The following is a 25,862-nucleotide window of genomic DNA, read 5'->3' as shown; positions in this document are numbered from 1 at the left end:
CTCAGAAGAGGTAGGGCTCACTCGGCTGCTCCACCGCCTCGACGGCGTCGGGCTCGACGACGAGCGGCTGCTGGCTCGCCTCGCTCGGGTTGGCCACGAACGACCCCGAGACGCTCACCCACGAGTCGACGGCGAAGCGCTCCTGCCAGCCGGGCAGGTGCACAGGCACGCCGAGCGGCTGGGCGTCGACGGCGCAGCAGGTGATGACGAAGCGGGAGACGTAGAAGACGTCCTCCGGGGCGTCCGGGTCGGGCGCGACGAAGCCGACGAGGTCGGTCACGGGCTTGTCGGCGAAGAACGACAGGTCGCTGGTCTGGCGCAGGATGCCCGACCACTCCCGCACGGTGAACCGGGCCACGGCGGCGTCGTCGGCGGAGGCCGCCTCGTCGAGGGCGTCGAGGTCGGCCGCGGTGGCGTTGATCTGCCGCTGCTGCGCCGTGGCCTGGCTGAGCGTGGCGGGCGGCAGCACGAGCATCCCGATGACGAAGACGCCCGCGGTGGCCGCCGCGAGGAGGCCGATCACGCGCTCGCGGCGCGAGGCCGGGGCCTCGGGGTCGCGCGCCCGTCGCGACGCCGCGGAGGCGACCGCCGCGACGACGAGCACGAGCGCGATCGCGGCCATGACGACCGTGAAGACGATGTAGCGCGGGTGGATGTACAGCACGAGCTGACCGGTCACCGCGAGCCAGATCGCGACGGCGGCGATCGCGCCGATGAGGGCGACGCCGCGCCACCGCTGCACGCTAGACCACATAGTTCACCACCAGTCCGAGCACGGCGCTCAGCAGCGCGACGATGACGGTGACCTGCACGAGCGTGCGGGCGGCGTACGTGGTGCGCATGAGCGCGAGCATCTTGATGTCGATGATCGGGCCGAAGACGAGGAACGCCACGATCGAGCCGGGCAGGAACGTCGAGGCGAACGGCAGGATGAAGAAGGCGTCGACGTTCGAGCAGACCGAGATGATGAACGCGAGCGCCATCATCGCCAGCACACTCCACAGCGGGTCGCTGCCGAGCGCGACGAGCACGTCGCGCGGCACCGCCACCTGCACTGCGCCGGCGACGATCGCGCCGATGACGAGCGCCGGCATGAGGATGCTCGACTCGCGCACGAACAGGTCGATCGTCTGCTCGGCGCGCGTGCCGTGCTGATGCCCGTCGTCGATGCGGCACTGCTCGGCGAACCGGCCGGTGAGGAGCCGCTCGGGCTCGGGGTGCAGCGAGAACAGCCAGCCGAGCACGTTGGCGATGAGGAACCCGCCCAGCAGGCGCGCGACGAGAATGCCGTCGTCGAAGCCGAAAGCGGCGTGCGTGGTGAGGATCGTGACCGGGTTGAGGATGGGCGCCGCGAGCAGGAACACCATCGACTCCGGCACGGTGAAGCCGCGGCGCACGATGCCGCGCGCGAGCGGCACGTTGCCGCACTCGCACACGGGCAGGAACATGCCGAAGAGCGAGATGGCCGCCCGGCGACCCCAGGGGTTGCGGGGCAGGATGCGCAGGAGCCACTGCTCGGGAATCCACACCTGCACCAGAATCGACAGGGCGATGCCGAGCACGATGAACGGCAGCGACTCGATGATGACGCTCGTGGCGAGCGTGATGAGATCCTGCGCGGCGTCGGGCAGCCCGGCGGGCCCCGCCCCGGCCGTCGTCGCGCGCAGGGCGATGAGCCCCGCGATGCCGGCGAGCCCGAGGCCCGCCGCTACGAGGTGACGGGCCCCCCAGCGCCGCGAGGCCCTGCGGGCCTCACGGGTCTGCGGTGTCTCGAGCGCGACGGGCATGAATCGCTAGGCGTCGCTCGCGGCGTCGGCGGCGGGCGAGGCGGCGGCGCCGGCCTCTCCGGTCGCGGTCGTGATCGTGCCGCTCGAGACGCGGCGCGAGCCGCGCTTGCGCGTGCCGGGGGCCGGCGGCTCGGGCAGCGCCTCGAGCACCGAGCCGAGCAGCTGCTCGGCGGCCTGCGGGTCGATGCGCTGACGCGAGCGCGAGGCGGGCTGCGCGGGCAGGTCGATGACGGGCACCTCGATGACCGGCAGCGCGATCGTCGGCGCCGACTCGCCCGTGGTCGCCTCGGCCGTCGCACGGCCACCGCGGCCGCGTCGGCCGCGCGAACGGCCGGAGCGAGCGGGAGCCTCGGCGGCCTCCGCCTCGGGCGTCGGCGCGGACGCCGACGAGGAACCGCTGGTGGCGGCCTCGGGGGCCGAGCCCGCCGAGCCGGATGCCGCAGGGGCGGAGGCGGGCGATGCGGCGCTCTCGCCCGCGTGCTCGTGGTGCACGGTCTTCGCGGCGATCGTGGCGAGCGCCTTCGAGACGTCCTCCGTGATCGCGTGCGTGCCGGTGCTCGCGGCGGGCTTCGACGAGCCGCCCTGCTGACGCTGGCCGCCGCCGTTGCCGCCGCCAGCGCTGCCGCCGCCGCGACCGCCGCGGCGCGAGCCGCCCTGGTCGCCACCGCGGTCGCCACCGTTCGAGCGGTGCTTCACGACGGGGTCGTGGTGCACGATGAGGCCGCGGCCGGCGCACACCTCGCACTGCTCACTGAAGGTCTCGAGCAGGCCGAGACCGAGGCGCTTGCGGGTCATCTGCACGAGGCCGAGGCTCGTCACTTCGGCGACCTGGTGCTTGGTGCGGTCGCGGCTGAGGCACTCGACGAGGCGCCGCAGCACGAGGTCGCGGTTCGACTCGAGCACCATGTCGATGAAGTCGACGACGATGATGCCGCCGATGTCGCGCAGCCGCAGCTGGCGCACGATCTCCTCCGCGGCCTCGAGGTTGTTCTTGGTGACCGTCTCCTCCAGGTTGCCGCCGGAGCCGACGAACTTGCCGGTGTTGACGTCGACGACGGTCATCGCCTCGGTGCGGTCGATGACGAGCGAGCCGCCGGAGGGCAGCCACACCTTGCGCTCGAGGGCCTTCTCAATCTGCTCGGTGATGCGGTACTCGTCGAAGGGGTCGACGTCGCCCTCGTGCTGCTGCACGCGATCGAGAAGATCGGGCGCGACCGACCGCAGGTAGGCCTCGATGGTCTGCTGGGCATCCTGACCGTGGATGACCATGGCGCGGAAGTCTTCATTGAAGACGTCGCGCACGATCTTCACGAGCAGGTCGGGCTCGCTGTGCAGCATCATCGGCGCCTGCGCGTTGGGGTTCGCGACCTGCTTCGAGATCTCGGCCCACTGCGCGGTGAGGCGGTTGACGTCGAGCGTCAGCTGCTCCTCGGTGGCGCCCTCGGCGGCGGTGCGCACGATGACGCCGACGTTGTCGGGCAGCACCTCCTTGAGGATCTTCTTCAGGCGCGCCCGCTCGGTGTCGGGCAGCTTGCGGCTGATGCCGTTCATCGAGCCGTTGGGCACGTAAACGAGGTAGCGGCCTGGCAGGCTCACCTGGCTCGTGAGACGCGCGCCCTTGTGGCCGATCGGGTCTTTCGTGACCTGCACGAGAATGCGGTCGCCGGGCTTGAGCGCGAGCTCGATGCGGCGGGGCTGGTTCTTCTCGCCCTCGGCCTGCGCGGCCTCCCAGTCGACCTCGCCGGAGTAGAGCACGGCGTTGCGGCCGCGGCCGATGTCGACGAAGGCGGCCTCCATGCTCGGCAGCACGTTCTGCACGCGGCCGAGGTAGACGTTGCCGATGAGGCTGGATTCCTGCGAGCGGGCGACGTAGTGCTCGACGAGCACGCCATCCTCCAGCACGCCGATCTGGATGCGCCCCTCCTTCGAGCGCACGACCATGACGCGGTCGACGCTCTCGCGGCGGGCGAGGAACTCGGCCTCGGTGATGACGGGGCGGCGGCGGCCGGCGTCGCGGCCGTCGCGGCGGCGCTGCTTCTTGGCCTCGAGCCGCGTCGAGCCCTTGATGCGCTGCGGCTCGGTGATGGGCTCGGGCGCGCGGCGCTCGCGGTCGCGACGATCGCGGCGCTCGACGCGATCGGCGCGGTCGTCGCGCTCGGTCGTGCCCTGGTCGGCGTCGACGGATGCTCCGCCGCGGCCGCGACGCGAGCGCGAGCGGCGGCGGCTCGAGGTGCCGGGCTCGTCCTCGTCGTCGTCATCCGCCGGGCGAGCCGGGCCGGTGCCGGGACGCGGCGCGAGGTACTCCGCCGGCGGCGCGTAGAACAGCAGCGAGGTCGTGCTCTCGGGCTTCAGCACCGGGAAGCGGGGGGCCTCGGGCTCGGCGGGCTGCTCGGCCTCGGCGGGCTGCTCGGGCTCGGCTGCGGGCTCGTCCTCGGCGGGGGCGGGCTGCTCCTGCCCGGCGGGCTGCTCGGCCTCGGCGGGCGCCGCATGCTCGGAAGGCTGCTCCGGCTCGCCGGCCGCCTCCGCGGGCGCGGCCTCGGCCGCCTCCGCGGGCGCGGGCGCCTCGGCCGGCGCCTCGACCTCGGCCGGCTCGGCCTGCGCCTCGGGCTCGATCACGGGCACCTCGTCGGGCGAGGGCGCCGCGGGCGGAGCATCCGCCTTCTTGCGTGCCGATCGCGGCGCGAACAGGCGCGTGCGCTTCTTGGAACCGGTGTCGTTGTCGTCACTCACCATCGCTGGTGCACTCCTCGTCCGCCCGGGCCGCGCCCGGACGGGAACTCTCGGCAACGGGCGCACCCGCTGCGAAACTCTTCTCTTATCGAGCCACGGCCGCCCAGGGGGCTCACGGTGGCTCGCGCACTCTCACTGCGCCTGTCGGAACCGGTTCTCCGACGGGTCGCGACGCGGGGTCGCGATGATGTCCGGTGACCGGGCACGGTGTGCCCGGAAAGCTTCTTCTGGTGCGTCGCGAGCGCGGCTGGCGACGACTGCCCCTCATTATCGCACGGCCCACGCAGGAGGGGGACCTTCGACCCCAGCGCGGGCGCGCCGCATGCGTCAGGATCGAAGCGTGACCGCCGCCGACTCCACCGCCACGCGCCCCGACTCCCCGCACGTCGTCGAGGCGGCGCCGAGCGAGCGCCGCCCGTGGGCGATGGGCGTGTTCCTGCTCGTCACGGGCGCGCTCGGCTGGTGGGGCGCCATGGAGCTCATCACCGAGCGCATCGCGAAGCTCATCGACCCGAGCCACGTCATCACCTGCGACATCAACCCGCTCATCTCATGCGGCACCGTCATGACGAGCTGGCAGGCGTCGCTGCTGGGCTTCCCGAACCCCCTCCTGGGCGTCGCGGGCTTCGTCGCGCCGATGGCGGTCGGGGTCGCACTGCTCGCCGGTGCGAGGTTCGCGCGCTGGTTCTGGTGGCTGTTCCTGACCGGGGTGTCGGCCGCGTGGGTGTTCGTCACGTGGCTGTTCGTGCAGGCCGTCTACGAGATCGGCGCGCTGTGCCCGTGGTGCATGCTCGTCTGGGCGGCGGTGATCCCGATGTTCTGGATGCTCGCCGCGTGGCTGCTCGCGACGGGCCGGCTCACCGGCGAGGGCGGGGCGGCGCAGCGCGTGGGCCGCGCCGTGCTGCCGTTCACGTGGGTGCTCGTCGTGGCGAACTACGCGGGAATCGTCGTGGCGATCATCGCGCAGTTCCCGACCCTGCTGCCGAGCCTGTTCTAGCGGGCGCTTGCGTCGAGGCGGGCTCTTGGAAGACCCGTCTCGACAGAAGTGCCCGTGTGGGCGCCCGAAGCGCGGCTAGCCGGCCCGGCGGCTCAGGCGAACCAGAGGGCGAGCTCGCGCTCGGCCGACTCGGCCGAGTCGCTGCCGTGCACGAGGTTCTGCTGCACGCGCAGCCCCCAGTCGCGGCCGAGGTCGCCGCGAATGGTGCCGGGCGCGGCGGTCGTCGGGTCGGTCGTGCCGGCGAGCGAGCGGAAGCCCTCGATGACGCGGTGCCCGGCGACACGGGCAGCGACCACGGGGCCCGACTCCATGAACTCGATGAGCGGCTCGTAGAACGGCTTGCCCTCGTGCTCGGCGTAGTGCGCGGCGAGCAGCTCGCGACTCGGCTGCACCATGCGCAGATCGACGAGCTGGTAGCCCTTCGCCTCGATGCGGCGCAGGATCTCGCCGGTCAGGTTGCGGGCGACCGCATCCGGCTTGAGCAGAACGAGGGTCTCTTCGACGGTCGTGGTCATGGTGGCCTCCCGGCGCGGTAGATGTCGGTGTGCGGTGGTGAGAGAAAGAGCGAGAGGTGCGGTCAGGATGCTGGGCTCACGCCGTTCGCGCGATCGAGCTGGCGACCCTTGACGAACGCCCAGATCCAGAATCCCACGAAGATCGCGGCGGCGAGGCCGGCGAGCACCTCGAGCACGACGGTCGCGAGCAGCACGAGCTGCAGCGCGTGCCCGAGCCACTGGCCCCAGCGCCAGCGCACGACGCGCGCGGCGATGACGAGCAGCAGGATGAGCGCGGCGCCGCCCCCGAACGCGAGCACCGGGTCGACGACGCGCAGGCCGAAGATCACGAGCGTGCCGAAGAACACCACGACCGCCTCGAGAATGAGCACGACGCTCAGCAGCGACTCGGTCGCCGAGCGCTGGCGGCGCGGCTTGCGGGCGGGCTGCCCGGCGGGAGCATCCGTCGTCATCGGCCCCAGCCCTCCTCCGCGGCGAGGCGGATGGCCTGGCCGACGAGCGTGATCGAGCCGGTGACGAGCACGGCGTCGTTCGGGCCGGCCTCGTCGCGGGCCTCCTCGAGCGCGACCGAGAGCTCGGGCTCGATGCGCACGCGCTCGGGGCCGGCGATGTGGGTGACGAGCTCGGCGAGCTCGTCGGCGTCGAGGGCGCGCTCCGACTCCGACTGGGTGACGATGAACCGCGACACGACCGGGTCGAGCGCCTCGATGATGCCGCGGGCGTCCTTGTCGGCGAGGATGCCGACGATCGCCGTGATGCCCTCGAACGCGAACGAGCCGAGCAGTGCGTTCGCGAGCGCCTGCGCGCCGTGCGGGTTGTGGGCGGCGTCGACGAGCACGCTCGGCTCGGTCGCGACGAGCTGCAGGCGGCCCGGGCTCGTGACGGTCGCGAACGCCTCGTGCAGCACCTCCATCGAGAGGGCCTGCGACCCGCCGCCGAGGAACGACTCGACGGCCGCGATCGCGAGGGCGGCGTTGTGCGCCTGGTGCTCGCCGTAGAGGGGCAGGAAGAGGTCGCGGTACTCCCCCGCTCGGCCGCGCACGTCGATGAGCTGGCCGCCGACCGCGAGGCGGGCATCCAGCACCGCGAAGTCGACGCCCTCGATCGCGACCGAAGCCTCGTCGAGCTCGGCGGCGCGGTGGATCTCGTCCATCGCCTCGATGCTCTGCAGCGCCGAGACGACCTGCGCGGCGGGCTTGATGATGCCCGCCTTGGTGCGCGCGATCTCGCTGACGGTGCGGCCCAGTCGGTTCTCGTGGTCGAGCGCGATGGGCGTGAACACGGCGACGTCGCCGTCGGCGACGTTGGTCGAATCCCACTCGCCGCCCATGCCCACCTCGAGCACGACGACGTCGACGGGTGCGTCGGCGAAGCACGCGAAGGCGAGCACGGTGAGCGCCTCGAAGTACGTGAGCGGCTCGTCGCCATTGGCGGTGAGCTCGGCGTCGACCATGAGCAGGTAGGGCTGGATGTCGGCCCAGTTGTCGGCGAGCGCGCGGTCGGCGATCGGCTCGCCGTCGATGACGATGCGCTCGTTAACGCGCACCAGGTGCGGGCTCGTCATGAGGCCCGCCCGCAGCCCGTAGGCGCGCAGGATGCTCTCGATCATGCGGCTCGTCGACGTCTTGCCGTTCGTGCCCGTGAGGTGGATCACCCCGTACGAGCGCTGCGGGTCGCCGAGCAGCTCGACGGCGCGGCGCGTCGGCTCGAGCCTCGGCTGCGGGCTGCCCTCGCCGAGCCGCGCGAGCAGCTCGGTGTAGACGGCGTCGGCCGCGGCCCGGTCGGCGAGCTCCTGCTCGCTCGGCTCGCGGCGGCTGCTGGCGTCGGTCATGCGCGCTCCACCTCGATCGTCACGGATGCTCCGGCGCCGACGGCGACCGCCTCGCCTCCCCCAGCCTCGCGCACGTTCAGCGAGATGGCGAGCGTCTCGGCGCCGATGAGCTCGCGGTGCGCCTCGATCGCGGCGCGCGCCGGCGCATCGTGCGAGCCGAGCGTCAGCGCGATGCGGTCGCTCACGTCGAGCCCGGCATCCTTGCGGGCCTGCTGCACGGCGCGGATGACGTCGCGCGCGAGGCCCTCGGCCTCGAGCTCGGGCGTCACCGTCGTGTCGAGCAGCACGAAGCCCTGCCCCGGCAGGAAGACGACGGCCGCGGCGGGGTCGGCGAGCTCGAGCTCGAGCGTGAACTCGCCCGGTTCGAGCGCGATGCCGCCGACGACCACGCCCTCGCCCGCGACCGACCAGTCGCCGGCCTTCGCGGCGGCGATGGCCTGCTGCACCTGCTTGCCGATGCGGGGGCCCGCGGCGCGCGCGTTGACGGCGAGGCGGCGCGTGATGCCGTACGCCGCGGTCAGCGAGTCGTCGAACTCGACGAGCTCGACGGCCTTGACGTTGAGCTCGTCGCGCACGATGTCGGCGAACGGCGCGAGCGCGGCGGCAGCGGGGGTGACGACGGTGAGCGAGGCGAGCGGCAGGCGCACGCGCAGGCTCTGCGCCTTGCGCAGCGCGAGACCGGAGCTCGCGATCGCGCGCACGCGGTCCATGGCCGCGACGAGCTCCGGGTCGGCGGGGAAGGCATCCGCCGCCGGCCAGTCGGTGAGGTGCACGCTCGCGCCGCCGGTCAGCCCGCGCCAGACCTCCTCGCTCACGAGCGGGGCGAGGGGCGCCGCGACGCGCGCGAGCGTCTCGAGCACGGTGTAGAGCGTGTCGATCGCGTCGCGGTCGTCGCCGCCCCAGAAGCGCTCGCGGCTGCGGCGCACGTACCAGTTGGTGAGCACGTCGGCGAAGTCGCGCAGCGCGGCGGCCGCGAGCGGGCTGTCGAGGTTCTCGAGCTCGGTCGTCACGGTCTCGACGAGGTCGCGCGTCTTGGCGAGCAGGTAGCGGTCGAGCACGTGGGGCGAGTCGGTGCGCCAACGGGCATCCGTCACGCCGGCGGCGTTCGCGTAGAGGGTGAAGAAGTAGTACGTGCTCCACAGCGGCAGCAGGAACTCGCGCACGCCGGCGCGGATGCCCTCCTCGGTGACGATGAGGTTGCCGCCGCGGATCACCGAGCTCGACAGCAGGAACCACCGCATCGCGTCGGAGCCGTCGCGCTCGAACACCTCCGACACGTCGGGGTAGTTGCGCAGCGACTTCGACATCTTCTGGCCGTCGTTGCCGAGCACGATGCCGTGGCTGATGACGTTCGAGAACGCGGGGCGATCGAACAGCGCCGTGGCGAGGATGTGCATCGTGTAGAACCAGCCGCGGGTCTGCCCGATGTACTCGACGATGAAGTCGGCCGGGTTGTGGCCCTCGAACCAGTCGGCGTTCTCGAACGGGTAGTGCACCTGCGCGAACGGCATCGAGCCGGAGTCGAACCACACGTCGAAGACGTCTTCGATGCGACGCATCGTCGAGCGGCCCGTCGGGTCGTCAGGGTTCGGGCGGGTCAGGCTGTCGATGAACGGCCGGTGCAGGTCGACCTCGCCCTCGGCGTTGCGCGGTAGGGCGCCGAAGTCGGCCTCGAGCTCGGCGAGCGAGCCGTAGACGTCGACGCGCGGGTGGTTGGGGTCGTCGCTCTTCCACACCGGGATGGGGCTGCCCCAGTAGCGGTTGCGGCTGATCGACCAGTCGCGCGCGCCCTCGAGCCACTTGCCGAACTGGCCGTGCTTGACGTTCTCGGGCACCCAGCGGATCTGCTCGTTGAGCTCGAGCATGCGGTCGCGGATCTCGGTGACGCGCACGAACCAGCTCGAGACCGCCTTGTAGATGAGCGGCGTGCGGCAGCGCCAGCAGTGCGGGTAGCTGTGCTCGTAGCTGCGCACCTGCAGCAGGCGGCCCTGCTCGCGGATGCGCTGCGTGAGGGTCCTGTTCGCCTCGAACACCTGCAGGCCCGCGACGTCGCTCACGGCGGCCAGGAACCGCCCGCCGTCGTCGACCGAGATGATGATGGGGATGCCCGCGGCGGCGCAGACCGCCTGGTCGTCCTCGCCGTACGCGGGTGCCTGGTGCACGATGCCGGTGCCCTCGCCGGTGGCGACGTACTCGGCGACGAGGATCTGCCAGGCGTGCTGCATGCCGTAGGTCTCGACGTCGGCGTAGTAGTCGAAGAGGCGGTCGTAGTGCACGCCGCCGAGCTCGCGGCCGGGCATCCGCCGCGTGATCGCCGCGTGCGCGTCGGCCGCGGTCTCGTAGCCGAGCTCCTTCACGTAGGCGCCCAGGGTGTCGTTGGCGAGCAGGTACTGGCTCTCGCCGGCGACCGCGTCCCGCGCGCCCGACTGGCCTCGGTCATCCGCCGCCCCCTTCGGGCCCGCCGGCAGCACGACGTACTCGATGTCGGGGCCGACGGCGAGCGCCGCGTTCGTCGGCAGGGTCCACGGCGTCGTCGTCCAGGCGAGGGCCTTCACGCCGGTGAGGCCGAGCGCCTCGGCCTTCGGGCCGACGAGCGGGAAGGTGACGGTCACCGACTGGTCCTGGCGCATCTGGTAGACGTCGTCGTCCATGCGCAGCTCGTGGTTTGACAGCGGCGTCTCATCCCGCCAGCAGTAGGGCAGCACGCGGTAGCCCTCGTAGGCGAGGCCCTTCTCATGCAGCGTCTTGAAGGCCCACAGCACGCTCTCCATGAACGTGATGTCGAGCGTCTTGTAGTCGTTGTCGAAGTCGACCCAGCGGGCCTGCCGCGTGACGTAGGTCTCCCACTCGTCGGTGTAGCGCAGCACGCTCTCGCGGGCCTTGGCGTTGAACGCCTCGATGCCCATCTGCTCGATCTCGGCCTTCTCGGTGATGCCGAGCTGCTTCATCGCCTCGAGCTCGGCGGGCAGACCGTGGGTGTCCCACCCGAAGCGGCGGTGCACCTGCTTGCCGCGCATGGTCTGGAACCGCGGGAAGACGTCCTTCGCGTAGCCCGTCAGAAGGTGGCCGTAGTGCGGCAGGCCGTTGGCGAACGGCGGGCCGTCGTAGAACACCCACTCCTCGCAGCCCTCGCGCTGCTCGATCGAGCGCAGGAAGGTCTCGTTCGACGCCCAGTAGTCGAGCACCTCGTGCTCGAGCTCGGGGAAGCGCGGGGAGGCAACGACGCCCTGGTCGTCGCGGTGGCGGGGGTAGCCCATGGGGTTCTCCGGTGTCTGCTGCGCACTCACCGCGAGGACGACAGGACTCGTCGAGCCCGCCGCGGTACCACCCCGCTTGCCGATGCCCTCCGTTCCGCCGTGCTGGCGGGCGGATGCTCCGGCCCCTCATCTGCGGCTGTGACGGGCCTGCCCCGCTCGGGTCTACTGGCCGGGCTGCTCGAGGCCGAGCATCCCGCTGTTCTTCCGAGGACTCCCCGGTGATGGCCGGATCGCAGTCTGTGCGCCCATCGTACCGAACGCGCGGGGCACGCCCGCCGGGAATACGCCGCGCGACCCCTACGCTGTGGTGCTCGTGACTACTTCATCGCGTGGCGAAGCGCCAACCACGCTCTCCCAGACCCCCGCCCCCTCCGACCCTCGCATCGCACGTCGCGCGCGCTGGGCCTCCCTCGTCGGTACGTCGCTCGAGTCGTACGACTTCTACCTCTTCGCCTACTTCTCGGCCTTCTTCGCGGGGCCGCTCTTCTTCGAGCCGCTCGGGCCCGTGGGGGCGAACCTCGCCGCGCTCGCCACGATCGGCGTCGCGTTCGTCATCCGCCCCCTCGGTGCGATCCTGTTCGGCCACCTCGGCGACCGCATCGGCCGCCGCACGACCCTCATCGTCACGATCACGCTCATGGGCGTCGCGACGGCGCTCATCGGCGTGCTGCCGACGTTCGAGCAGGCCGGCTGGATCGGCGCCGTCCTGCTCGTGCTGCTGCGCGTGCTGCAGGGCATCTCGCTCGGCGGCGAGTGGGGCGGTGCGATCCTCATCGCGACCGAGCACGAGAGCCGCGCCAAGCGCGCCTTCGCCGCCGCGATGCCGCAGCTCGGCTCGCCCATCGGCTCGATCCTCTCGGCGGTCGCGTTCCTGTGGCTGACGCTCTCGCTCACGACCGACGAGATCGTCGAGTGGGCCTGGCGCGTGCCGTTCCTCACGGCGCTGCCGTTGCTGGCGATCTCGCTCTACCTGCGCCTGGCGATCACCGAGACGCCGGTCTTCGCGGCCGTCAAGGGAGCGGGCCGCGCCCCGCGCATCCCCCTCGCCGCCCTGCTGCGCGCGCAGCCGGTGACGATCGTCGTCGCCGTGGGCGTCGCGCTGCTCGGCATCGGCTCGTACTCGCTCATGAACACGTACACGATCAACTACGGCGCGGCGGTGCTCGGCTACGACTACAACCAGCTGCTCATCGCCACGACGATCGGCGGGCTGCTGCAGCTGGTGACCATTCCGCTGTTCGGCGCGTGGGCGACCCGCATCGGCTCGGGGCTCGTGATCGCGATCGGCGCGCTCGGCACGCTGCTGGTGTCGTTCCCGATCTACTTCTTCCTGCAGGAGGCCTCGTTCGGCTTCCTCGTCGGCATGATGGTGATCGGCGGCATCCTGCCCACGATGAGCTGGGCGGCGCTCGGCGGCATCTTCACCGAGCTCTTCGACGAGCGCTACCGCTACTCGGCGCTCGGCTTCGCCTACGCGCTCGCCGCCGTCGTCTCGGGCTTCGTGCCGTCGCTGACCGGCGCGCTCGGCGCCGCGACCGACAACGCGTGGTGGCACCCGGCGATCGTGCTCGCCGGCATGTCGCTCATCACGCTCGTCGCCTCGCTCGTCGCGATCCGGATGCGCGTCGACCGCGATGAGGATGCTGCGCCGCTGTCGCTCGACGAGGCCACGGTCGCGCCTCGCTGACCCGGCTCCGGCTTCCCCTCCCGCCCCCGCGCGCGGCCTACACTGGCCGCGAGCGGGGGCGGTCTCCGTTCGGCAGGCAGGGGGCGACATGACCGACGAGCGCACACCCGACGACCGGATGCCCGGCCAGGGCGCAGGCGACGACGACGCGACTCGGCCGTTCGAGCCGGTGCGCGACGACCCCGCGTCAGACGCCGGCGCGGCGGGCGATGCGCCGACCGAGGCGTACGACGTCGGCTCGGCGGGCGACGCGCCGACGCAGGCCTACGACGCCGTCGACTCGGGCGACGCCCCGACCCGCGCCTTCACGAGCGCCTTCGGCGCTGCCGGCGCCGCGGTGCCGCCGCCGGCAGCGCCGCTGCCGCCGACCGCGCCCACGCAGGTGTTCCGCGCTCCGGCCGCCGCCGACCCGATCTTCCCGCTCGGTGCGGCACCCATCGGGGGCGGTGCGGCTGCGACCGCCGCCCCGGCCAGCGCCGAGAGCGAGGGCCGCCGCCTCAGCGGGGCGGCGATCGCGATGATCGTCATCGCGGGCATCCTGCTCATCGCGCTCGCGGTGCTCGCCCTGGTGCTGCTGCAGCGCGGCGGCACCCTCGTCGCCGAGCCCTCGGCGAGCCCGTCGACCTCCGCGAGCGCCTCGCCGTCGGCGAGCGCGAGCCCCTCGGCGAGCCCGAGCGCCTCGCCGACCGCGTCGCCGACGCCGAGCCCCACGCCCACGCCGACCGAGGCGCCGCCCGCGCCCCTGCCGGAGTTCACGATCTTCGAAGCCGAGAACACTGCCAACTGCCCCGACGAGAGCGGCTCGGTGCCAATGTTCTGGAGCTGGAGCGTCGAGGGGGCGAAGACGGTCTGGTTCGGCATCGGCACGCTCGACGCGCGCGCCGAGCCGTACCAGACGGTGCCGGCGACGGCGACCTACGAGTTCGCCTACCAGTGCTCGGAGGAGAGCCAGACCTACACGGTCACCGCCGAGAACGCCGACGGCGAGGTCGTGCACCGCACCGTCGAGGTCGTGCGCCTGCTGCCGTAGCGCCGCCGTCGAGCCCATGAGAGAGCCCCGCGGCGTGGACTCCGCGGGGCTCTCGCTCAGGCGCGAGCGGTCAGTTGGCCGCCGACTGGTACGCCTGCTGGATGGCCGAGCCGAAGTACGGCCCGAACATGGTGTTGCGCACCGCGGTGTAGCCGAAGCTGTTCACCGAGTTCTGCACGCCCGAGCTCGTGAACCACGGGCCGCCGGACGAGCCGCCGGTCATGTCGCACGGGATGCCCTGCGACTGCGACTGGCCGTACGGGTCGGGCTTCGCCGTGCCGGCGCAGCGCTGCAGCGTTTGGCCGTTGAAGGGGCTCGCCGCCGGGTAGCCGTAGGCCGTGTAGCTGAGGCCGCGGGCCAGGTTGAAGGCGATGCCGGTCGCGCCGACCGTGTCGCTCAGCGTGCGGCCGTTGAGCGGCGCCATGACGGCGAAGGCGCCGTCGTAGCTGATGTCGCCGCGCTGGGCCCACGCCGAGGTGGTCACGAGCTCGGTCGCCGTCCACTGCCCGTAGGGCGCGGCACCGTTGTTGTAGGCGGGCACGAAGATCCAGCGCGAGGCGTAGGCGCCCCCGCCCTCGTTGACGCAGTGGCCGGCGGTCGAGACCGTGAGCTCGTTCGCCGACGACACCGCGTTGCCCGAGCAGACGTAGTTGCCGCCGTTGAGGGTGAAGAAGACCTTGCCGACGTACGAGATCGGCGACACCTGCGTCGCGTTGGGCTTGGGCTTCTGCGCTCGCACCTCCATCGGGGCGCCGGCCTCGACCTGCTTCACCGGGCGATCCTTCGCACGGCGCGCGTCATCGGCGACGAGCACCTCGGCGGGGATCGCCGAGCGCATGCGCTCGGGGGTCCAGTACGCGGCCGCCGACGCGGCGTGCGCGGGCACGTGCCGTTCGATGCCGTTCTCGAGCCCGTTCTGGCTCGGTGCTGCGGTCGCGGCCGCGGGCGCGGCCAGCAGGGCCGCCGCGAGGATCGCGACGGCGGCGCCCAAGCGGGCGCGCGTGGGGTGGTGGGACATGCTGCTCCTCTGCACTGACGCGTCGGCCGTGAGCCCCCGACGGGCCGCGATCACGACGTGATGCGATGCTGAACCCTCACCCCCGTTCGGGGGTCGTCATTCTCGAATAGACAGAAAGGTCTGTCTCTTAACGACAATCTCGGTCGCAGGCTTCCCTGCGCCGGTAGCGTCTTCGGTCGGCCGCGGGCTCCCCGGTACGATGGAGGCACATCCCAACCAGGCACCCCTTCCCTGACACGGTGCCGCCCATACGGAGCGAGAACCCATGAGCAACGCGATCCCCGACAAGCCCGCCCTCGAGGGTCTCGAGCCGAAGTGGGGCGAGGTGTGGGAGGCGCAGGGCACCTACCGCTTCGACCGCGCCGCCGCGCTCGCCGCCGGCCCCGACTGCGTCTTCGCGATCGACACTCCCCCGCCGACGGCGTCGGGCTCGCTGCACATCGGCCACGTCTTCAGCTACACCCACATGGATCTCGCCGCCCGATTCCAGCGGATGCGCGGCCAGCACCTCTTCTACCCGATGGGCTGGGACGACAACGGGCTGCCGACCGAGCGTCGCGTGCAGAACTACTACGGCGTGCGCTGCGACCCCTCGCTGCCGTACGACCCCGACTTCACCCCGCCCTTCGAGGGCGGCGGCACCGGCAAGCCCGCCGAGCAGGTGGCGGTGAGCCGTCGCAACTTCATCGAGCTGTGCGAGCGCCTCACCGTGGAGGACGAGCAGCAGTTCGAAGACCTCTGGCGCGCGCTGGGCCTCAGCGTCGATTGGACGCAGACCTACCGCACGATCGGCGACGAGGCGCAGCGCGTCGCGCAGCGCGCCTTCCTGCGCAACCTCGCTCGCGGCGAGGCGTACCGCGCCGACGCCCCGACGCTCTGGGACGTCACCTTCCGCACGGCCGTCGCGCAGGCCGAGCTGGAAGACAAGGAGATGCCCGGCGCGTACCACCGGGTGAGCTTCCACAAGCCCGACGGCGGCACGATCGAGATCGAGACGACGCGGCCGGAGCTGATCGCCGCCTGCGTGGCGCTCGTCGCGCATCCCGATGACGAGCGCTACCAGCCGTACTTCGGCACCACCGTGCGCACGCCGCTGTTCGGCGTCGAAGTGCCGGTCGTCGCCCACCACCTCGCCCAGCAGGACAAGGGCTCCGGCATCGCCATGGTCTGCACCTTCGGCGACGTCACCGACGTCGTGTGGTGGCGCGAGCTCGACCTCGCGACGCGGCCCATCCTCGGCAAGGACGGGCGCATCCTCGCCGAGGCGCCCGAGGGCATCGAGGGCGACGGTCTCGCCGTGTACGCCGAACTCGCCGGCAAGACCGTCTTCAGCGCGAAGGCCCGCATGGTCGAGCTGCTGCGCGAGTCGGGCGACCTCATCGGCGACCCGCGCCCGATCACCCACCCCGTGAAGTTCTTCGAGAAGGGCGACAAGCCGCTCGAGATCGTCACGACCCGCCAGTGGTACATCGCCAACGGCGCACGCGACGAGCAGCTGCGCGAGCGCCTGCTGCAGGCCGGCCGCGACATCGCCTTCCACCCCGACTTCATGCGCGTGCGCTACGAGAACTGGGTCGGCGGGCTCTCGGGCGACTGGCTCATCTCGCGTCAGCGCTTCTTCGGCGTGCCGATTCCCGTCTGGTACCGCCTCGACGAGCACGGCGAGCCGACCGGTGAGCCGATCGTGCCGAGCGAAGACGCGCTGCCGGTCGACCCGTCGTCGATGCCCGCCCCCGGCTTCGACGAGGCCCAGCGCGGCCAGCCCGGCGGGTTCGTCGGCGAGGTCGACATCATGGACACGTGGGCGACCTCGTCGCTCACCCCGCAGATCGCGGCGAAGTGGGAGGACGACCCCGAGCTGTTCGACCTGGTCTTCCCCTACGACCTGCGCAGCCAGGGGCAGGACATCATCCGCACCTGGCTGTTCTCGACGGTGCTGCGCGCCGAGCTCGAGCACGGCACGATCCCGTGGAAGCACGCCGGCATCTCGGGCTTCATCGTCGACCCCGACCGCAAGAAGATGTCGAAGTCGAAGGGCAACGTCGTCACGCCGCAGGGCATGCTCGACGAGCACGGCTCCGACGCGGTGCGCTACTGGGCGGCCTCCTCGCGCCTCGGCACCGACGCGGCCTTCGACCCGCAGAACCCCAAGCAGATGAAGATCGGCCGGCGCCTGGCGATCAAGGTGCTCAACGCCGCCAAGTTCGTCTACTCCTTCCCCGTGCCCGACGGCGAGGCGGTCGTGACCGACCCGCTCGACGTCGACATGCTCGCCACCCTCGGCGACGTGGTGCGCCAGGCCACGCGCGCCTTCGAGGAGTACGACCACGCGCGGGCGCTCGAGGTCACCGAGCAGTTCTTCTGGACCTTCTGCGACGACTACCTCGAGCTCGTGAAGGAGCGCGCCTACGGCTCCACGCCCGGCGATGCGGGCGATCGGGTTGACGGGCAGGCGAGCGCCGTGACCGCGCTGCGCCGGGCGGTCGACGTCATGCTGCGCCTGCTCGCGCCGGTCATCCCGTTCGCGACCGAGGAGGTCTGGAGCTGGACGCACGACTCGAGCGTGCACCGCGCCGCCTGGCCGACCGTCGACGAGCTCGGCGTCGACGCCGCGCCGAGCGGCCTGCTGCCGCTCGTGTCGCAGGCGCTCATCGGCATCCGCCGCGCGAAGACCGACGCGAAGGCCTCGCAGAAGACGCCCGTCGCGCACGCGACGATCGCCGCGCCGCTGCTGCTCGCCGAGGCGGCAGCCGACCTCAAGGCGGTGGGCCGCATCGACGTGCTCGACATCCAGCAGGGCGACGAGGTCGCGGTGCTCGCCATCGAGCTCGCGCCGACGCCGGAAGGCTGATCGAGGGCCACCTCGGCGGGGCCTGAGGCTTCGTCGACGACGCGCGCCCACCCGTGCTGACGGGCCGGGCGCGCGTCGTGGTTCACTGAGCGCATGACCGTTCGCCCCCTGACGATCCGGCGCATCGAAGCGACCGATCACGACGCCTGGCGACGACTGTTCACTGCGTACGGCGACTTCTACGAGACCGCCTTCGACGAGGCGGTGCTCGACGGCGTGTGGGCCTGGCTCATGGATGCCCGGCACCCGCTCACCGCGTTCGTCGCGGTCGTCGACGGTGAGGTTCGGGGCTTCGCGCACGTGCGCGAGCAGCCCGACACCTTCACCGCGGGCCCCGGGTGGTTCCTCGACGACCTCTACGTCGACCCCGAGCTGCGCGGCACCGGTGCCGGCACCGCGCTCATCGACGCCGTCGCCGCCCACGCGGCCGCGCACGGCGGCGGCACCCTGCGCTGGATCACCGCGCACGACAACGACCGCGCGCAGCGCGTGTACGACCGGCTCGCGACCCGCACGAGCTGGGTGACCTACGAGAAGGAGTGCTGAGCATGCAGCTCGGAACCCGTTGGGCCGTGGGCGGCGAGCCGCCCGCGCGCGTCTCGCCCGCGGTGCGCGCGGCGATCCGTGCGGTCGAGGGCGACCTGCTGGGCCGCGACACGACGCAGTGGCGCTGGACCCTCACGTGGCTCGAGAACCGCCCGGTCGTCGAGCTCGACGACGGCACGGTCATCCGCGAGGGCCATGACGGCGCCGTGACCGTCACGCACGACGCGCTGCACTAGCGGCCCTCCCCCAAACGCACGAACGGGCGCGCCGACCAGGAGGGATCGGCGCGCCCGTTCGGCGTGCGGCGCGTGCTACTGCACGAAGCCGTAGCGGAAGCCGTCGCGGGTGCGACGCACGGCGCTCTCGGTCGCCAGCAGCCTGGCGTGCTCGTCGTGCCCGGGGGCCTCGGCGCGCGCGCCGGACCAGGTGAGCAGGGCGATGCCCGCGCCCATGGCGAGGCGACGGAGAACGTGCGTGCGACGCCGCGGCAGCTGGATGGTGATCATGCACGTGTCGATGGTGACGGCGCTCATGCTCGGTCCTCCTTCGCGGAATCGGTGGTGGTTGCGGTGGTGGGGGTGCTGCCGTCGGCGGGGATCTCCTCCCCGTCGACGACCGGGAAGGCGTAGAACTGCACGAGCACGGGTCGCGAGCCAGGCACGCGCTGGCCGCGGTGCCGCTCGACGAACGACTGAATGATCTCGTGCACGTCGTGGTGCAGCTGCTCGAGCTGCTCGGCCGTGACGTGCACGTTGGCCATGTTGAGGCTCGCGGCGTGCTGCCATTGCTCGCTGAGCTCGGTCATGCCGCGGTCGATGAAGTCGCGAAGGTACTGCTCTCGGTGGTGGGCGAACTCTCGCATGACGACGCGGGAGACCTCACGGCCGGTCTCGCTCTGGTTGAGCTCGTCGTCGCCGAGGTAGATGGGCGCCTGCACGCGCTGCCACCAGCGCTCGCGGCCGGTGCCCTTCTCGGCGAGCTCGTGCACGTAGCCGTGCTTCTCGAGCTGGCGCAGGTGGTAGCTCGTCGAGCCGCTCGACTCGCCCAGCCGCTCGGCGAGCATGCTCGCGGTCTGCGGGCCGTAGGTGGAGAGCGCGTCGATGATCGTGACGCGCAGCGGGTGCGCGAGGGCCTTGAGGCCTTCGAGGTCTGCCCTCGCGTTCGGATCGTGTCCCATGACTGCAAAGATACGCTTGCAAAGGCATCTTTGCAACTACCTCTTTGCAGAATACTTTTTGCAGACATCCGTTTGCAGAGAGTTGTTTGCGGATGCTCGCTCGCGGTCGCACGCCCGACCTAGGCTGGCCGCATGAGCAACCCCTTCCTCTCCCCCAGCCCGCTGCCGTACCAGCTGCCCCCCTTCTCCGAGCTGCGGCTGGAGCACTACGCGCCGGCGATCGAGGCCGGCATCGACGAGCAGCGCCGCGAGATCGCGAACATCACGCGGCGGCGCGACATGGCCACGTTCGAGAACACGATGGTGCCCCTCGAGCAGAGCGGGCAGACGCTCACGCGCGTGCTGCGGGTCTTCTTCAACCAGTCGTCGGCCGACTCCAGCGACGAGCTCGCCGAGCTCGAGGAGCGCTTCGCCCCCGTGCTCTCGGCGCACCAGGATGCGATCGAGCTCGACGGCGCGCTCTACGCCCGCATCCGCCACCTGCACGAGCACCTCGACTCCCTCGACCTCACGGCCGAGCAGCGCTACCTCGTCGAGCGCCGCTTCACGCGCATGACGCTCGCCGGCGCGGGCCTCGACGACGAGGCCAAGGCCCGCCTCTCCGAGCTCAACCAGCGCCTGTCGGTGCTCGAGACCCGCTTCGAGAAGAACCTGCTCGCCGACACGAACGACCTCGCCGTCGTCGTCGACGACGTCGCCGAGCTCGACGGCCTCACCGCCGGCGAGATCTCCGCCGCCGCGCAGGCCGCCGCCGACCGCGGGCTCGAGGGCAAGCACCTCATCACGCTCGTGCTGCCGACGGGGCACCCGCACCTGGCGAGCCTCACGAACCGCGACCTGCGCGAGCGCGTCATGCGGGCATCCCGTCAGCGGGCCGCGCGCGGCAACGAGCACGACAACAGCGCCGTGCTGCTCGAGATCGTGCGGCTGCGCGCCGAGCGCGCCGAGCTGCTCGGCTTCGCGAGCCACGCCGCCTGGGTCACCGCGGGCCAGACCGCGAAGACGCCCGAGGCGGTCGCGGCGATGCTGGGCCAGCTCGCTCCGGTCGCCGCGCGCAACGCCCGCCGCGAGCAGGCGCAGCTCGAGGGGCTCGCCGGCCACCCGATCGAGGCCCACGACTGGGCCTTCTACGCCGAGAAGGTGCGCAAGGCCGAGTACGACGTCGACCTCGGCGAGCTGCGCCCCTACTTCGAGGCCGAGCGCGTGCTGCAGCAGGGCGTCTTCGCCGCCGCGACGAAGGTGTACGGCATCACGTTCGAGGAGCGCACCGACCTGCAGGGCTACCACCCCGACGTGCGCGTGTTCGAGGTGCGCAACGACGACGGCTCGCAGCTCGGGCTGTACCTGCTCGACCTGTACACGCGCGACTCCAAGCGCGGCGGCGCGTGGATGAACGAGCTCATCGGTCAGAACGAGCTGCTCGACCACCCGACGATCGTCGTCAACAACCTCAACGTGCCCAAGCCCGCCGCGGGCGAGCCGACGCTGCTCACCTACGACGAGGTCAATACGTTCTTCCACGAGTTCGGGCACGCCCTGCACGGCCTGTTCGCGCACGTCGTGTACCCGAGCTTCACCGGCACGAACGTCTACCGCGACTTCGTCGAGTTCCCCAGCCAGGTGAACGAGATGTGGATGCTCTGGCCCGAGATCCTCGACGACTACGCCGTGCACCACGTCACCGGCGAGCGCATCCCCGCCGAGTTGGTCGAGCGCATCCGCGCCTCGCAGACCTTCGGCGAGGGCTTCGCCACGAGCGAGTACCTCGCCGCGGCGCTGCTCGACCAGGCGTGGCACCGGCTGAGCGCGGCCGAGGCCGCCGCCGTCACCGACGTCGCCGCGTTCGAGGCGCAGGCGCTCGCCGAGGCCGGGCTCGACAACCCTGCCGTGCCGACGCGCTACTCGTCGACCTACTTCGCGCACACCTTCTCGGGCGGGTACTCGGCCGGCTACTACAGCTACATCTGGAGCGAGGTGCTCGACGCCGACACCGTCGAGTGGTTCCGCGAGAACGGCGGCCTCACGCGCGCGAACGGCGATCGCTTCCGGCAGCACGTGCTCGGGCTCGGCGGCGCGGGCGACCCGCTCGAGGCCTACCGTGCGTTCCGGGGTCGCGACGCCGTCATCGAGCCGCTCCTGACGCGCCGCGGGCTCGCCGCCTGAGCGCCTAGAACCAGAAGCCGAGGGTCGGCGGCGTGGGCGTGACCGCCATGCCGTGCAGCAGCTCGACCGCGGCCGGCTCGCCCGCGAGCCGGCCCGCGGCGGCCATCGTGATCGGGCTCGCCCCGCCCAGCAGCAGCGAGCTGAGGGCGGCGACGCCGAGCGTGACGTCGGCCGGCTCGTCGGTCGACGTCACCCGCGCGGTGCCCGCGGCGTCGACCTCGAGCGCGAAGCGCCCGCCGGCGAGGCCGAGGTCGTCGGCGACGTCGAGCACGAGGCGGCCGGGGCGCTGCCAGGTGCGGCCCTGGAGGCACCGGGGCACGTCGAGGATGCGCGCCCACAGGTGGTCGGTCACCGACCGGGTGAGCACGGCACGGGCATCCGCGACCATCCACTTCACGGGCTCGTCGACGCTGCGCTGCCAGGCGACCACCTCGTGCACGAGGTCGAGTTCGAGCAGGTAGCGCCACAGCGCGGCGTAGGCGTCGTCGGTCGCCGCGACGAGCTCGATCACCTCGACGGGGTGCTTCGTGAAGTCGACGGGGGCATCCTTCACGCGGTAGACGGCGAAGCCCTGGGGCTCGCCGGCCTCGTCGTCGTAGCGCACGGCCCGGATATCGCGCGACGAGCCCGCCTCGGAGGGGCGCAGACCCAGCTGGCGATCCCACCAGCCGTCCCACGGCGCGATGCTGCCGTGGCGGCGCGCCCGCTGCTCGATCGGCGGCCCGAACTCCTTCACCGAAGCCCGAGGCACGAGGTGCACGCGGCCGGCCGGCACGGGGCCGACCCAGCGCGACCGCTTGGTGTCGATGACGAGCTCGCCCGACCACGTCGCGGGGCCGAAGCCGTAGCGGCCGTAGATCGTCGACTCCGAGACGGTGAGCACGGCGATCGGGGTGCCGTTCGCGATCGCGGCCCGCAGCTCACCCTCGAGCAGGGCCCGGGCGATGCCGCGGCGGCGGTGCGTCGGCGCGACCGTCACCATGCTGATCGCCCACGACTCCAGCGAGCCGCCGCCGGGCATCCCGAGCGGGGTCGTCCAGCTGTCGACCGTCGCGATCGGGGTCGCAGGGTCGGCGGCGGAGTCATCCCACACGCCGATCGTGCGGCGCTCGGCGAAGGCCGGTCGGCGCTCGTCGAGGCCCGCCTGCTCGAGCTCGGTGCCGTAGAAGCCGCGCGCCGCGGCCTGCGTCAGCGCATCCTGCCGGGCGACGTCGTCGCCGACGAGCTCGTAGCGCAGCCCCTGGCGAGCGAGCGCCTCGGTCGAGGCGGGGTCGGTGGGGATGCTGCGGAAGTCGGCGTGCATCCGCCCAGGCTAGTCAGCGTCGGCGTCGCTCGACAGGGCCTCGGCCTCGCGGCGGCGCGTCGGTCGCCACGTCGTGACGACGAGCACGAGCGCGCCGACGACGAGCCCCCAGAACGCGCTGCCGATGCCCGCGACGACGACGCCCGAGGCGACCACGATGAGCGTCGCGGCGGCGGTCAGGCGCGTCTCGGGCGCCTCGAAGGCGCTCACGAGCCCGGTCGTGAAGGCGCCGAGCAGGGCGAGCCCCGCGACGGCGATGATGAGGATGGGCGGGGCCGCGGCGACGACGGCCGTCGCGACGCCCGCGGCGAGGCCCAGCAGCACGTACGTGACGCCGCCCGCGACCGGCGACACCCAGCGGCGGCGCGGGTCGGGGTGCGCGTCGGGTCCCGCCATGAGCGCCGCGGAGAGGGCGGCGAGGTTCAGGGCGAAGCCGCTGAGGAGCGCCGTGAGCACGGTCATGCCGCCGCTCGCGACGAGGATCGCCCGGGCCGGCACCGGCGCGAACTGGAAGGTGCGCAGCACCGCGAAGCCCGGCACGTTCTGCCCCGCCATCGTGACGATGTAGAGCGGGATGCCGAGAGAGAAGATCACGAGCGGGTCGAGCACCGGCGCCGTCAGCACGAGGGCTGGCGCGACGGTCGCGTCGAGCATCCCCGACTGCGACGCCGTCACCGCGATCGCCACGACCGCGACCGCCATCGCGGCCGGCACCGCCCAGCGCGGCGCGAGCCGCACCAGCACGAGCCAGACGAGCACGACCGGGATCGCCAGCAGCGGTTCGTCGATGACCGCCGTGACGGGGGCGAGGCAGATCGGGAAGAGGATGCCCGCGAGCATCGCCCCCGCGAGCGGCATCGGGATGCGCGTCATCGCACGACCGAGCGGCCCCCACAGCCCCGTCAGCACGATGAGCAGGCCCGCCACGACGAAAGCGCCGATCGCCGCGGCGTACGAGCCCGTCGTGCCCTCGGCGGCGATGAGCAGCGCCGCGCCCGGCGTCGACCACGCGAACGACAGCGGCATGCGGAACCGCCACGACAGCGCGATCGCGAGTACCGCCTGCCCGAGGCACAGCGCGAGCAGCCCCGAGGCCGCCTCGGCGGGCGTGGCGCCGACCGCGATGAGGCCCGCGATGACGAGCGCGAACGAGCTCGCGAAGCCGGTGACGGCGCCGATGACACCGGCGAGGATCGGCTGCAGCATCGAGGGCTACTGCTGCGTCAGCTGCTGGCGCTCGAGGGCCGCCTCGAGGCGCTCGACCTTGCCGTCGAGCTCGCCGACGTGCCCTGGCCGGATGTCGGCCTTCAGCACGAGCGACACGCGCGAGCCGTACGCGCCGACGGCCTCCGTCGCGCGGCGCACGACCTCCATGACCTCGTCCCACTCGCCCTCGAGCTCGGTGAACATGCTGCTCGTGCGATTCGGCAGCCCCGACTCGCGCACGACGCGCACGGCGGCCGCGACCGCGTCGTGCACCGAATCCGACGACGAGCCGCCCGACGGGGCGACCGAGAAGGCGACGATCATGCGGATGCTCCCTCCTGCGCGGCGCCGACGTGGCGAGCCGCTGCGCTCAGCCTGGCACGGCACAGCCCCACGAGCCGCACGAGCGCCCAGCCGAGCAGCACCACCTCGAGCAGATTGCGCAGCGTCAGCACGACCAGCAGCGGCGTCTGCAGCCCGAGCAGCGCGCCGTACTCGAACGGGTACACGATCTGCGTGAGCCCGGCGATGACGAGCGCGAGCACGGCCGGCACGGCGAAGCGCTCGCCGCCCCGGGTGCGCCACAGCAGGCCCAGCACGACCGGCGCGGCGATCCACGCCACGAACTGCGGCGACCCGACCTTGTTGACGACCACGAGCGCCATGACGAGCGCGAGCGCCAGCACGGGCACCAGCCGCGCCTCGCTCGCCCCCGCGCGCAGCGCCAGCAGACCGAGCGCCACGATGACGAGCACGACGATCGCGAGCACCGGCGTCGCGACGGCGGCCGCCTGCTGCGTGCCCTCGCCGAACACCTGCCAGGTGAGGATGTCGCGGTCGTAGTAGACGCGCGCGCTCCACTGCCCCGCCCACGCCGCCCACAGCCAGGGCGTCGTCAGGGGCGCCTCGACCTGCAGGCCGCGCCCCGACTGCTCCGTGAGCGGCGACAGCAGCGAGCCGCCCGCGCCGACCGCGAGTCCACCCGCGACGACGAGCATCGTCACCCCGACCATCGTCAGCACGACGGCCCCGCGCTCGCGCAGGGCCACCACCGCCGCGAGCAGGATCGCCGCCGGCCACACCTTGATCCACGCGCCGACGGCGAGCAGCCCGGCGGCGATCCGAGGGTGGCGGGCGAGCAGGGCGACCGCGGCGACCGCGAGCGGCGCGGTGATCGAGTCGAGGCGGCCGAGCGCGATGGGGCCGAGCAGCAGGAGGAAGAGCATCCACCACCAGGCGGCGAGCGGATGCCGCACGCGACGCCCCGTGCCCGTCAGCACGAGCAGAGCCCCCGCGTTCAGCAGCATGACGAGCGTGAGCCAGGTGACCGCGTACGGCTCGGGGCCGAGCACGTACGCCGCCAGCATCGGCAGCAGCGCCACGATCGGGTACACCCACGACGAGTCGATGCCGACCCAGTCGTTCGCAATGAGCCCGCGCTCGACCCAGAACAGGTACACGAGCGTCACGTCGCCGAGTGGCAGACCCGGCCCGCGCAGGTTGAGCGCTCCGAGCCACAGGTGCACCGCGGCGAACGCCACCCAGATCGCGACCGGATGCGCGGCGAGAGCGGCGAGGCGACCGCGCGCGGCGGCGAACGCGATCGCGGGCTCGGTCACCGGGCCAGCGTAGTGGGCGCGGCGGCCGCGGCCGTCTCGGGCGCGACGACCCGCGCGCGGAACACGACGTAACAATCCAGCCGGGCCGAGCGTGCGCGGGGCCGGAGCGGGCGAGAATGGAGGGGCAGCCCCGATCCTGCTGACC

General features: G+C 72.3%; 21 protein-coding genes. 7 read left to right on the top strand and 14 right to left on the bottom strand.

Going from position 1 to position 25,862, the window contains the following annotated elements; genetic code table 11:
• Position 1 precedes the first annotated feature (1 nt).
• From ID804_RS03935 to ID804_RS03925, 3 genes are read right to left on the bottom strand one after another with little or no spacing between them, the layout of a single operon-like run.
• Complete coding sequence (locus tag ID804_RS03935) at positions 2-742, bottom strand: TIGR03943 family putative permease subunit (protein ID WP_317451159.1); 741 nt, start codon at positions 740-742, stop codon at positions 2-4.
• Position 743: 1 nt separating this feature from the next.
• Positions 744-1,787, bottom strand: coding sequence for a permease (locus ID804_RS03930; RefSeq protein ID WP_169077611.1), 1,044 nt, complete (start codon positions 1,785-1,787; stop codon positions 744-746).
• Positions 1,788-1,793: 6 nt separating this feature from the next.
• Positions 1,794-4,520 carry an Rne/Rng family ribonuclease gene (locus tag ID804_RS03925; RefSeq protein ID WP_169077610.1) on the bottom strand — a complete coding sequence of 909 codons (2,727 nt, stop codon included), beginning with the start codon at positions 4,518-4,520 and terminating at the stop codon, positions 1,794-1,796.
• 337 nt (positions 4,521-4,857) lie between these two features.
• Here ID804_RS03925 and ID804_RS03920 point away from each other — a divergent pair, with 337 nt between their 5' ends.
• A complete protein-coding gene (locus tag ID804_RS03920) occupies positions 4,858-5,514 on the top strand; it encodes a vitamin K epoxide reductase family protein (protein ID WP_317451158.1) in 657 nt (218 codons plus the stop codon).
• A 92-nt stretch (positions 5,515-5,606) separates the two neighbouring features.
• Here ID804_RS03920 and ndk read toward each other — a convergent pair whose 3' ends face one another.
• From ndk to ileS, 4 genes are all read right to left on the bottom strand, one after another.
• Positions 5,607-6,029, bottom strand: coding sequence for a nucleoside-diphosphate kinase (gene ndk, locus ID804_RS03915; RefSeq protein ID WP_169077609.1), 423 nt, complete (start codon positions 6,027-6,029; stop codon positions 5,607-5,609).
• Between the two features lie 62 nt (positions 6,030-6,091).
• The gene (locus tag ID804_RS03910; RefSeq protein ID WP_169077608.1) at positions 6,092-6,481 is read right to left on the bottom strand and encodes a DUF4233 domain-containing protein; all 390 of its coding nucleotides are present in this window, start codon (positions 6,479-6,481) and stop codon (positions 6,092-6,094) included.
• On the bottom strand, positions 6,478-7,860 hold the full coding sequence (locus tag ID804_RS03905) for a bifunctional folylpolyglutamate synthase/dihydrofolate synthase (protein WP_169077607.1): 1,383 nt from the start codon (positions 7,858-7,860) through the stop codon (positions 6,478-6,480). Before ID804_RS03905 ends, ID804_RS03910 begins: the two co-directional genes overlap by 4 nt.
• Complete coding sequence (gene ileS, locus ID804_RS03900; RefSeq protein ID WP_169077606.1) at positions 7,857-11,117, bottom strand: isoleucine--tRNA ligase; 3,261 nt, start codon at positions 11,115-11,117, stop codon at positions 7,857-7,859. Before ileS ends, ID804_RS03905 begins: the two co-directional genes overlap by 4 nt.
• 313 nt (positions 11,118-11,430) lie before the next feature.
• Between ileS and ID804_RS03895 the strand changes: the two genes are divergently transcribed.
• Positions 11,431-12,804 (top strand): MFS transporter, encoded by a 1,374-nt coding sequence (locus tag ID804_RS03895; protein WP_317451157.1) that lies wholly within the window; start codon positions 11,431-11,433, stop codon positions 12,802-12,804.
• Positions 12,805-12,892: 88 nt separating this feature from the next.
• Positions 12,893-13,834, top strand: coding sequence for a hypothetical protein (locus ID804_RS03890; protein ID WP_169077605.1), 942 nt, complete (start codon positions 12,893-12,895; stop codon positions 13,832-13,834).
• 70 nt (positions 13,835-13,904) lie between these two features.
• Here ID804_RS03890 and ID804_RS03885 read toward each other — a convergent pair whose 3' ends face one another.
• Entirely contained in the window at positions 13,905-14,852 is a 948-nt protein-coding gene (locus ID804_RS03885) for a trypsin-like serine peptidase (RefSeq protein ID WP_169077604.1), read from the bottom strand.
• Positions 14,853-15,117: 265 nt separating this feature from the next.
• On the opposite strand from ID804_RS03885, the gene valS reads away from it, so the two are divergent.
• The 3 genes from valS to ID804_RS03870 all read left to right on the top strand — a co-directional run bounded on the left by valS (position 15,118) and on the right by ID804_RS03870 (position 18,485).
• On the top strand, positions 15,118-17,703 hold the full coding sequence (valS, locus tag ID804_RS03880; protein ID WP_169077603.1) for a valine--tRNA ligase: 2,586 nt from the start codon (positions 15,118-15,120) through the stop codon (positions 17,701-17,703).
• A gap of 93 nt (positions 17,704-17,796) precedes the next feature.
• Complete coding sequence (locus tag ID804_RS03875; RefSeq protein WP_169077602.1) at positions 17,797-18,249, top strand: GNAT family N-acetyltransferase; 453 nt, start codon at positions 17,797-17,799, stop codon at positions 18,247-18,249.
• A gap of 2 nt (positions 18,250-18,251) precedes the next feature.
• A complete protein-coding gene (locus tag ID804_RS03870) occupies positions 18,252-18,485 on the top strand; it encodes a hypothetical protein (protein WP_169077601.1) in 234 nt (77 codons plus the stop codon).
• A 75-nt stretch (positions 18,486-18,560) separates the two neighbouring features.
• Here ID804_RS03870 and ID804_RS03865 read toward each other — a convergent pair whose 3' ends face one another.
• Both ID804_RS03865 and ID804_RS03860 read right to left on the bottom strand, forming a co-directional pair.
• Entirely contained in the window at positions 18,561-18,782 is a 222-nt protein-coding gene (locus ID804_RS03865) for a hypothetical protein (RefSeq protein ID WP_169077600.1), read from the bottom strand.
• Positions 18,779-19,426: a helix-turn-helix domain-containing protein gene (locus ID804_RS03860; RefSeq protein WP_169077599.1), complete on the bottom strand. Its 648-nt coding sequence runs from the start codon at positions 19,424-19,426 to the stop codon at positions 18,779-18,781. Before ID804_RS03860 ends, ID804_RS03865 begins: the two co-directional genes overlap by 4 nt.
• A 132-nt stretch (positions 19,427-19,558) precedes the next feature.
• Here ID804_RS03860 and ID804_RS03855 point away from each other — a divergent pair, with 132 nt between their 5' ends.
• Positions 19,559-21,589, top strand: coding sequence for a M3 family metallopeptidase (locus ID804_RS03855; protein WP_169077598.1), 2,031 nt, complete (start codon positions 19,559-19,561; stop codon positions 21,587-21,589).
• A 4-nt stretch (positions 21,590-21,593) separates the two neighbouring features.
• Here the strand turns inward: ID804_RS03855 and ID804_RS03850 are convergent, their stop codons facing one another.
• From ID804_RS03850 to ID804_RS03835, 4 genes are read right to left on the bottom strand one after another with little or no spacing between them, the layout of a single operon-like run.
• Entirely contained in the window at positions 21,594-22,892 is a 1,299-nt protein-coding gene (locus tag ID804_RS03850) for a GNAT family N-acetyltransferase (RefSeq protein ID WP_169077597.1), read from the bottom strand.
• A gap of 9 nt (positions 22,893-22,901) precedes the next feature.
• A complete protein-coding gene (locus ID804_RS03845) occupies positions 22,902-24,098 on the bottom strand; it encodes a benzoate/H(+) symporter BenE family transporter (protein WP_169077596.1) in 1,197 nt (398 codons plus the stop codon).
• A gap of 6 nt (positions 24,099-24,104) precedes the next feature.
• On the bottom strand, positions 24,105-24,422 hold the full coding sequence (locus ID804_RS03840) for a thiamine-binding protein (protein WP_169077595.1): 318 nt from the start codon (positions 24,420-24,422) through the stop codon (positions 24,105-24,107).
• Complete coding sequence (locus ID804_RS03835) at positions 24,419-25,717, bottom strand: glycosyltransferase 87 family protein (protein WP_211160901.1); 1,299 nt, start codon at positions 25,715-25,717, stop codon at positions 24,419-24,421. The genes ID804_RS03840 and ID804_RS03835 overlap by 4 nt, the downstream gene beginning before the upstream one ends.
• Between the last annotated feature and the right edge of the window lie 145 nt (positions 25,718-25,862).

Origin of the sequence: Microcella alkalica, assembly GCF_014595885.1 — a bacterium.
Taxonomy (GTDB): Bacteria; Actinomycetota; Actinomycetes; order Actinomycetales; family Microbacteriaceae; genus Microcella; species Microcella alkaliphila_B.
Note: the sequence above shows the minus strand (reverse complement) of the source record. Positions and strands in the feature narration are given on the sequence as shown.

Excerpts from the sequence above, each read along its gene's own strand:
- ID804_RS03930 (WP_169077611.1), bottom strand. The coding sequence starts at position 1,787 with ATGCCCGTCGCGCTCGAGACACCGCAGACCCGTGAGGCCCGCAGGGCC.
- ID804_RS03925 (WP_169077610.1), bottom strand. The coding sequence starts at position 4,520 with ATGGTGAGTGACGACAACGACACCGGTTCCAAGAAGCGCACGCGCCTG.
- ndk (WP_169077609.1), bottom strand. The coding sequence starts at position 6,029 with ATGACCACGACCGTCGAAGAGACCCTCGTTCTGCTCAAGCCGGATGCG.
- ID804_RS03910 (WP_169077608.1), bottom strand. The coding sequence starts at position 6,481 with ATGACGACGGATGCTCCCGCCGGGCAGCCCGCCCGCAAGCCGCGCCGC.
- ID804_RS03905 (WP_169077607.1), bottom strand. The coding sequence starts at position 7,860 with ATGACCGACGCCAGCAGCCGCCGCGAGCCGAGCGAGCAGGAGCTCGCC.
- ileS (WP_169077606.1), bottom strand. The coding sequence starts at position 11,117 with ATGGGCTACCCCCGCCACCGCGACGACCAGGGCGTCGTTGCCTCCCCG.
- ID804_RS03890 (WP_169077605.1), top strand. The coding sequence starts at position 12,893 with ATGACCGACGAGCGCACACCCGACGACCGGATGCCCGGCCAGGGCGCA.
- ID804_RS03885 (WP_169077604.1), bottom strand. The coding sequence starts at position 14,852 with ATGTCCCACCACCCCACGCGCGCCCGCTTGGGCGCCGCCGTCGCGATC.
- valS (WP_169077603.1), top strand. The coding sequence starts at position 15,118 with ATGAGCAACGCGATCCCCGACAAGCCCGCCCTCGAGGGTCTCGAGCCG.
- ID804_RS03875 (WP_169077602.1), top strand. The coding sequence starts at position 17,797 with ATGACCGTTCGCCCCCTGACGATCCGGCGCATCGAAGCGACCGATCAC.
- ID804_RS03870 (WP_169077601.1), top strand. The coding sequence starts at position 18,252 with ATGCAGCTCGGAACCCGTTGGGCCGTGGGCGGCGAGCCGCCCGCGCGC.
- ID804_RS03865 (WP_169077600.1), bottom strand. The coding sequence starts at position 18,782 with ATGAGCGCCGTCACCATCGACACGTGCATGATCACCATCCAGCTGCCG.
- ID804_RS03860 (WP_169077599.1), bottom strand. The coding sequence starts at position 19,426 with ATGGGACACGATCCGAACGCGAGGGCAGACCTCGAAGGCCTCAAGGCC.
- ID804_RS03855 (WP_169077598.1), top strand. The coding sequence starts at position 19,559 with ATGAGCAACCCCTTCCTCTCCCCCAGCCCGCTGCCGTACCAGCTGCCC.
- ID804_RS03850 (WP_169077597.1), bottom strand. The coding sequence starts at position 22,892 with ATGCACGCCGACTTCCGCAGCATCCCCACCGACCCCGCCTCGACCGAG.
- ID804_RS03845 (WP_169077596.1), bottom strand. The coding sequence starts at position 24,098 with ATGCTGCAGCCGATCCTCGCCGGTGTCATCGGCGCCGTCACCGGCTTC.
- ID804_RS03840 (WP_169077595.1), bottom strand. The coding sequence starts at position 24,422 with ATGATCGTCGCCTTCTCGGTCGCCCCGTCGGGCGGCTCGTCGTCGGAT.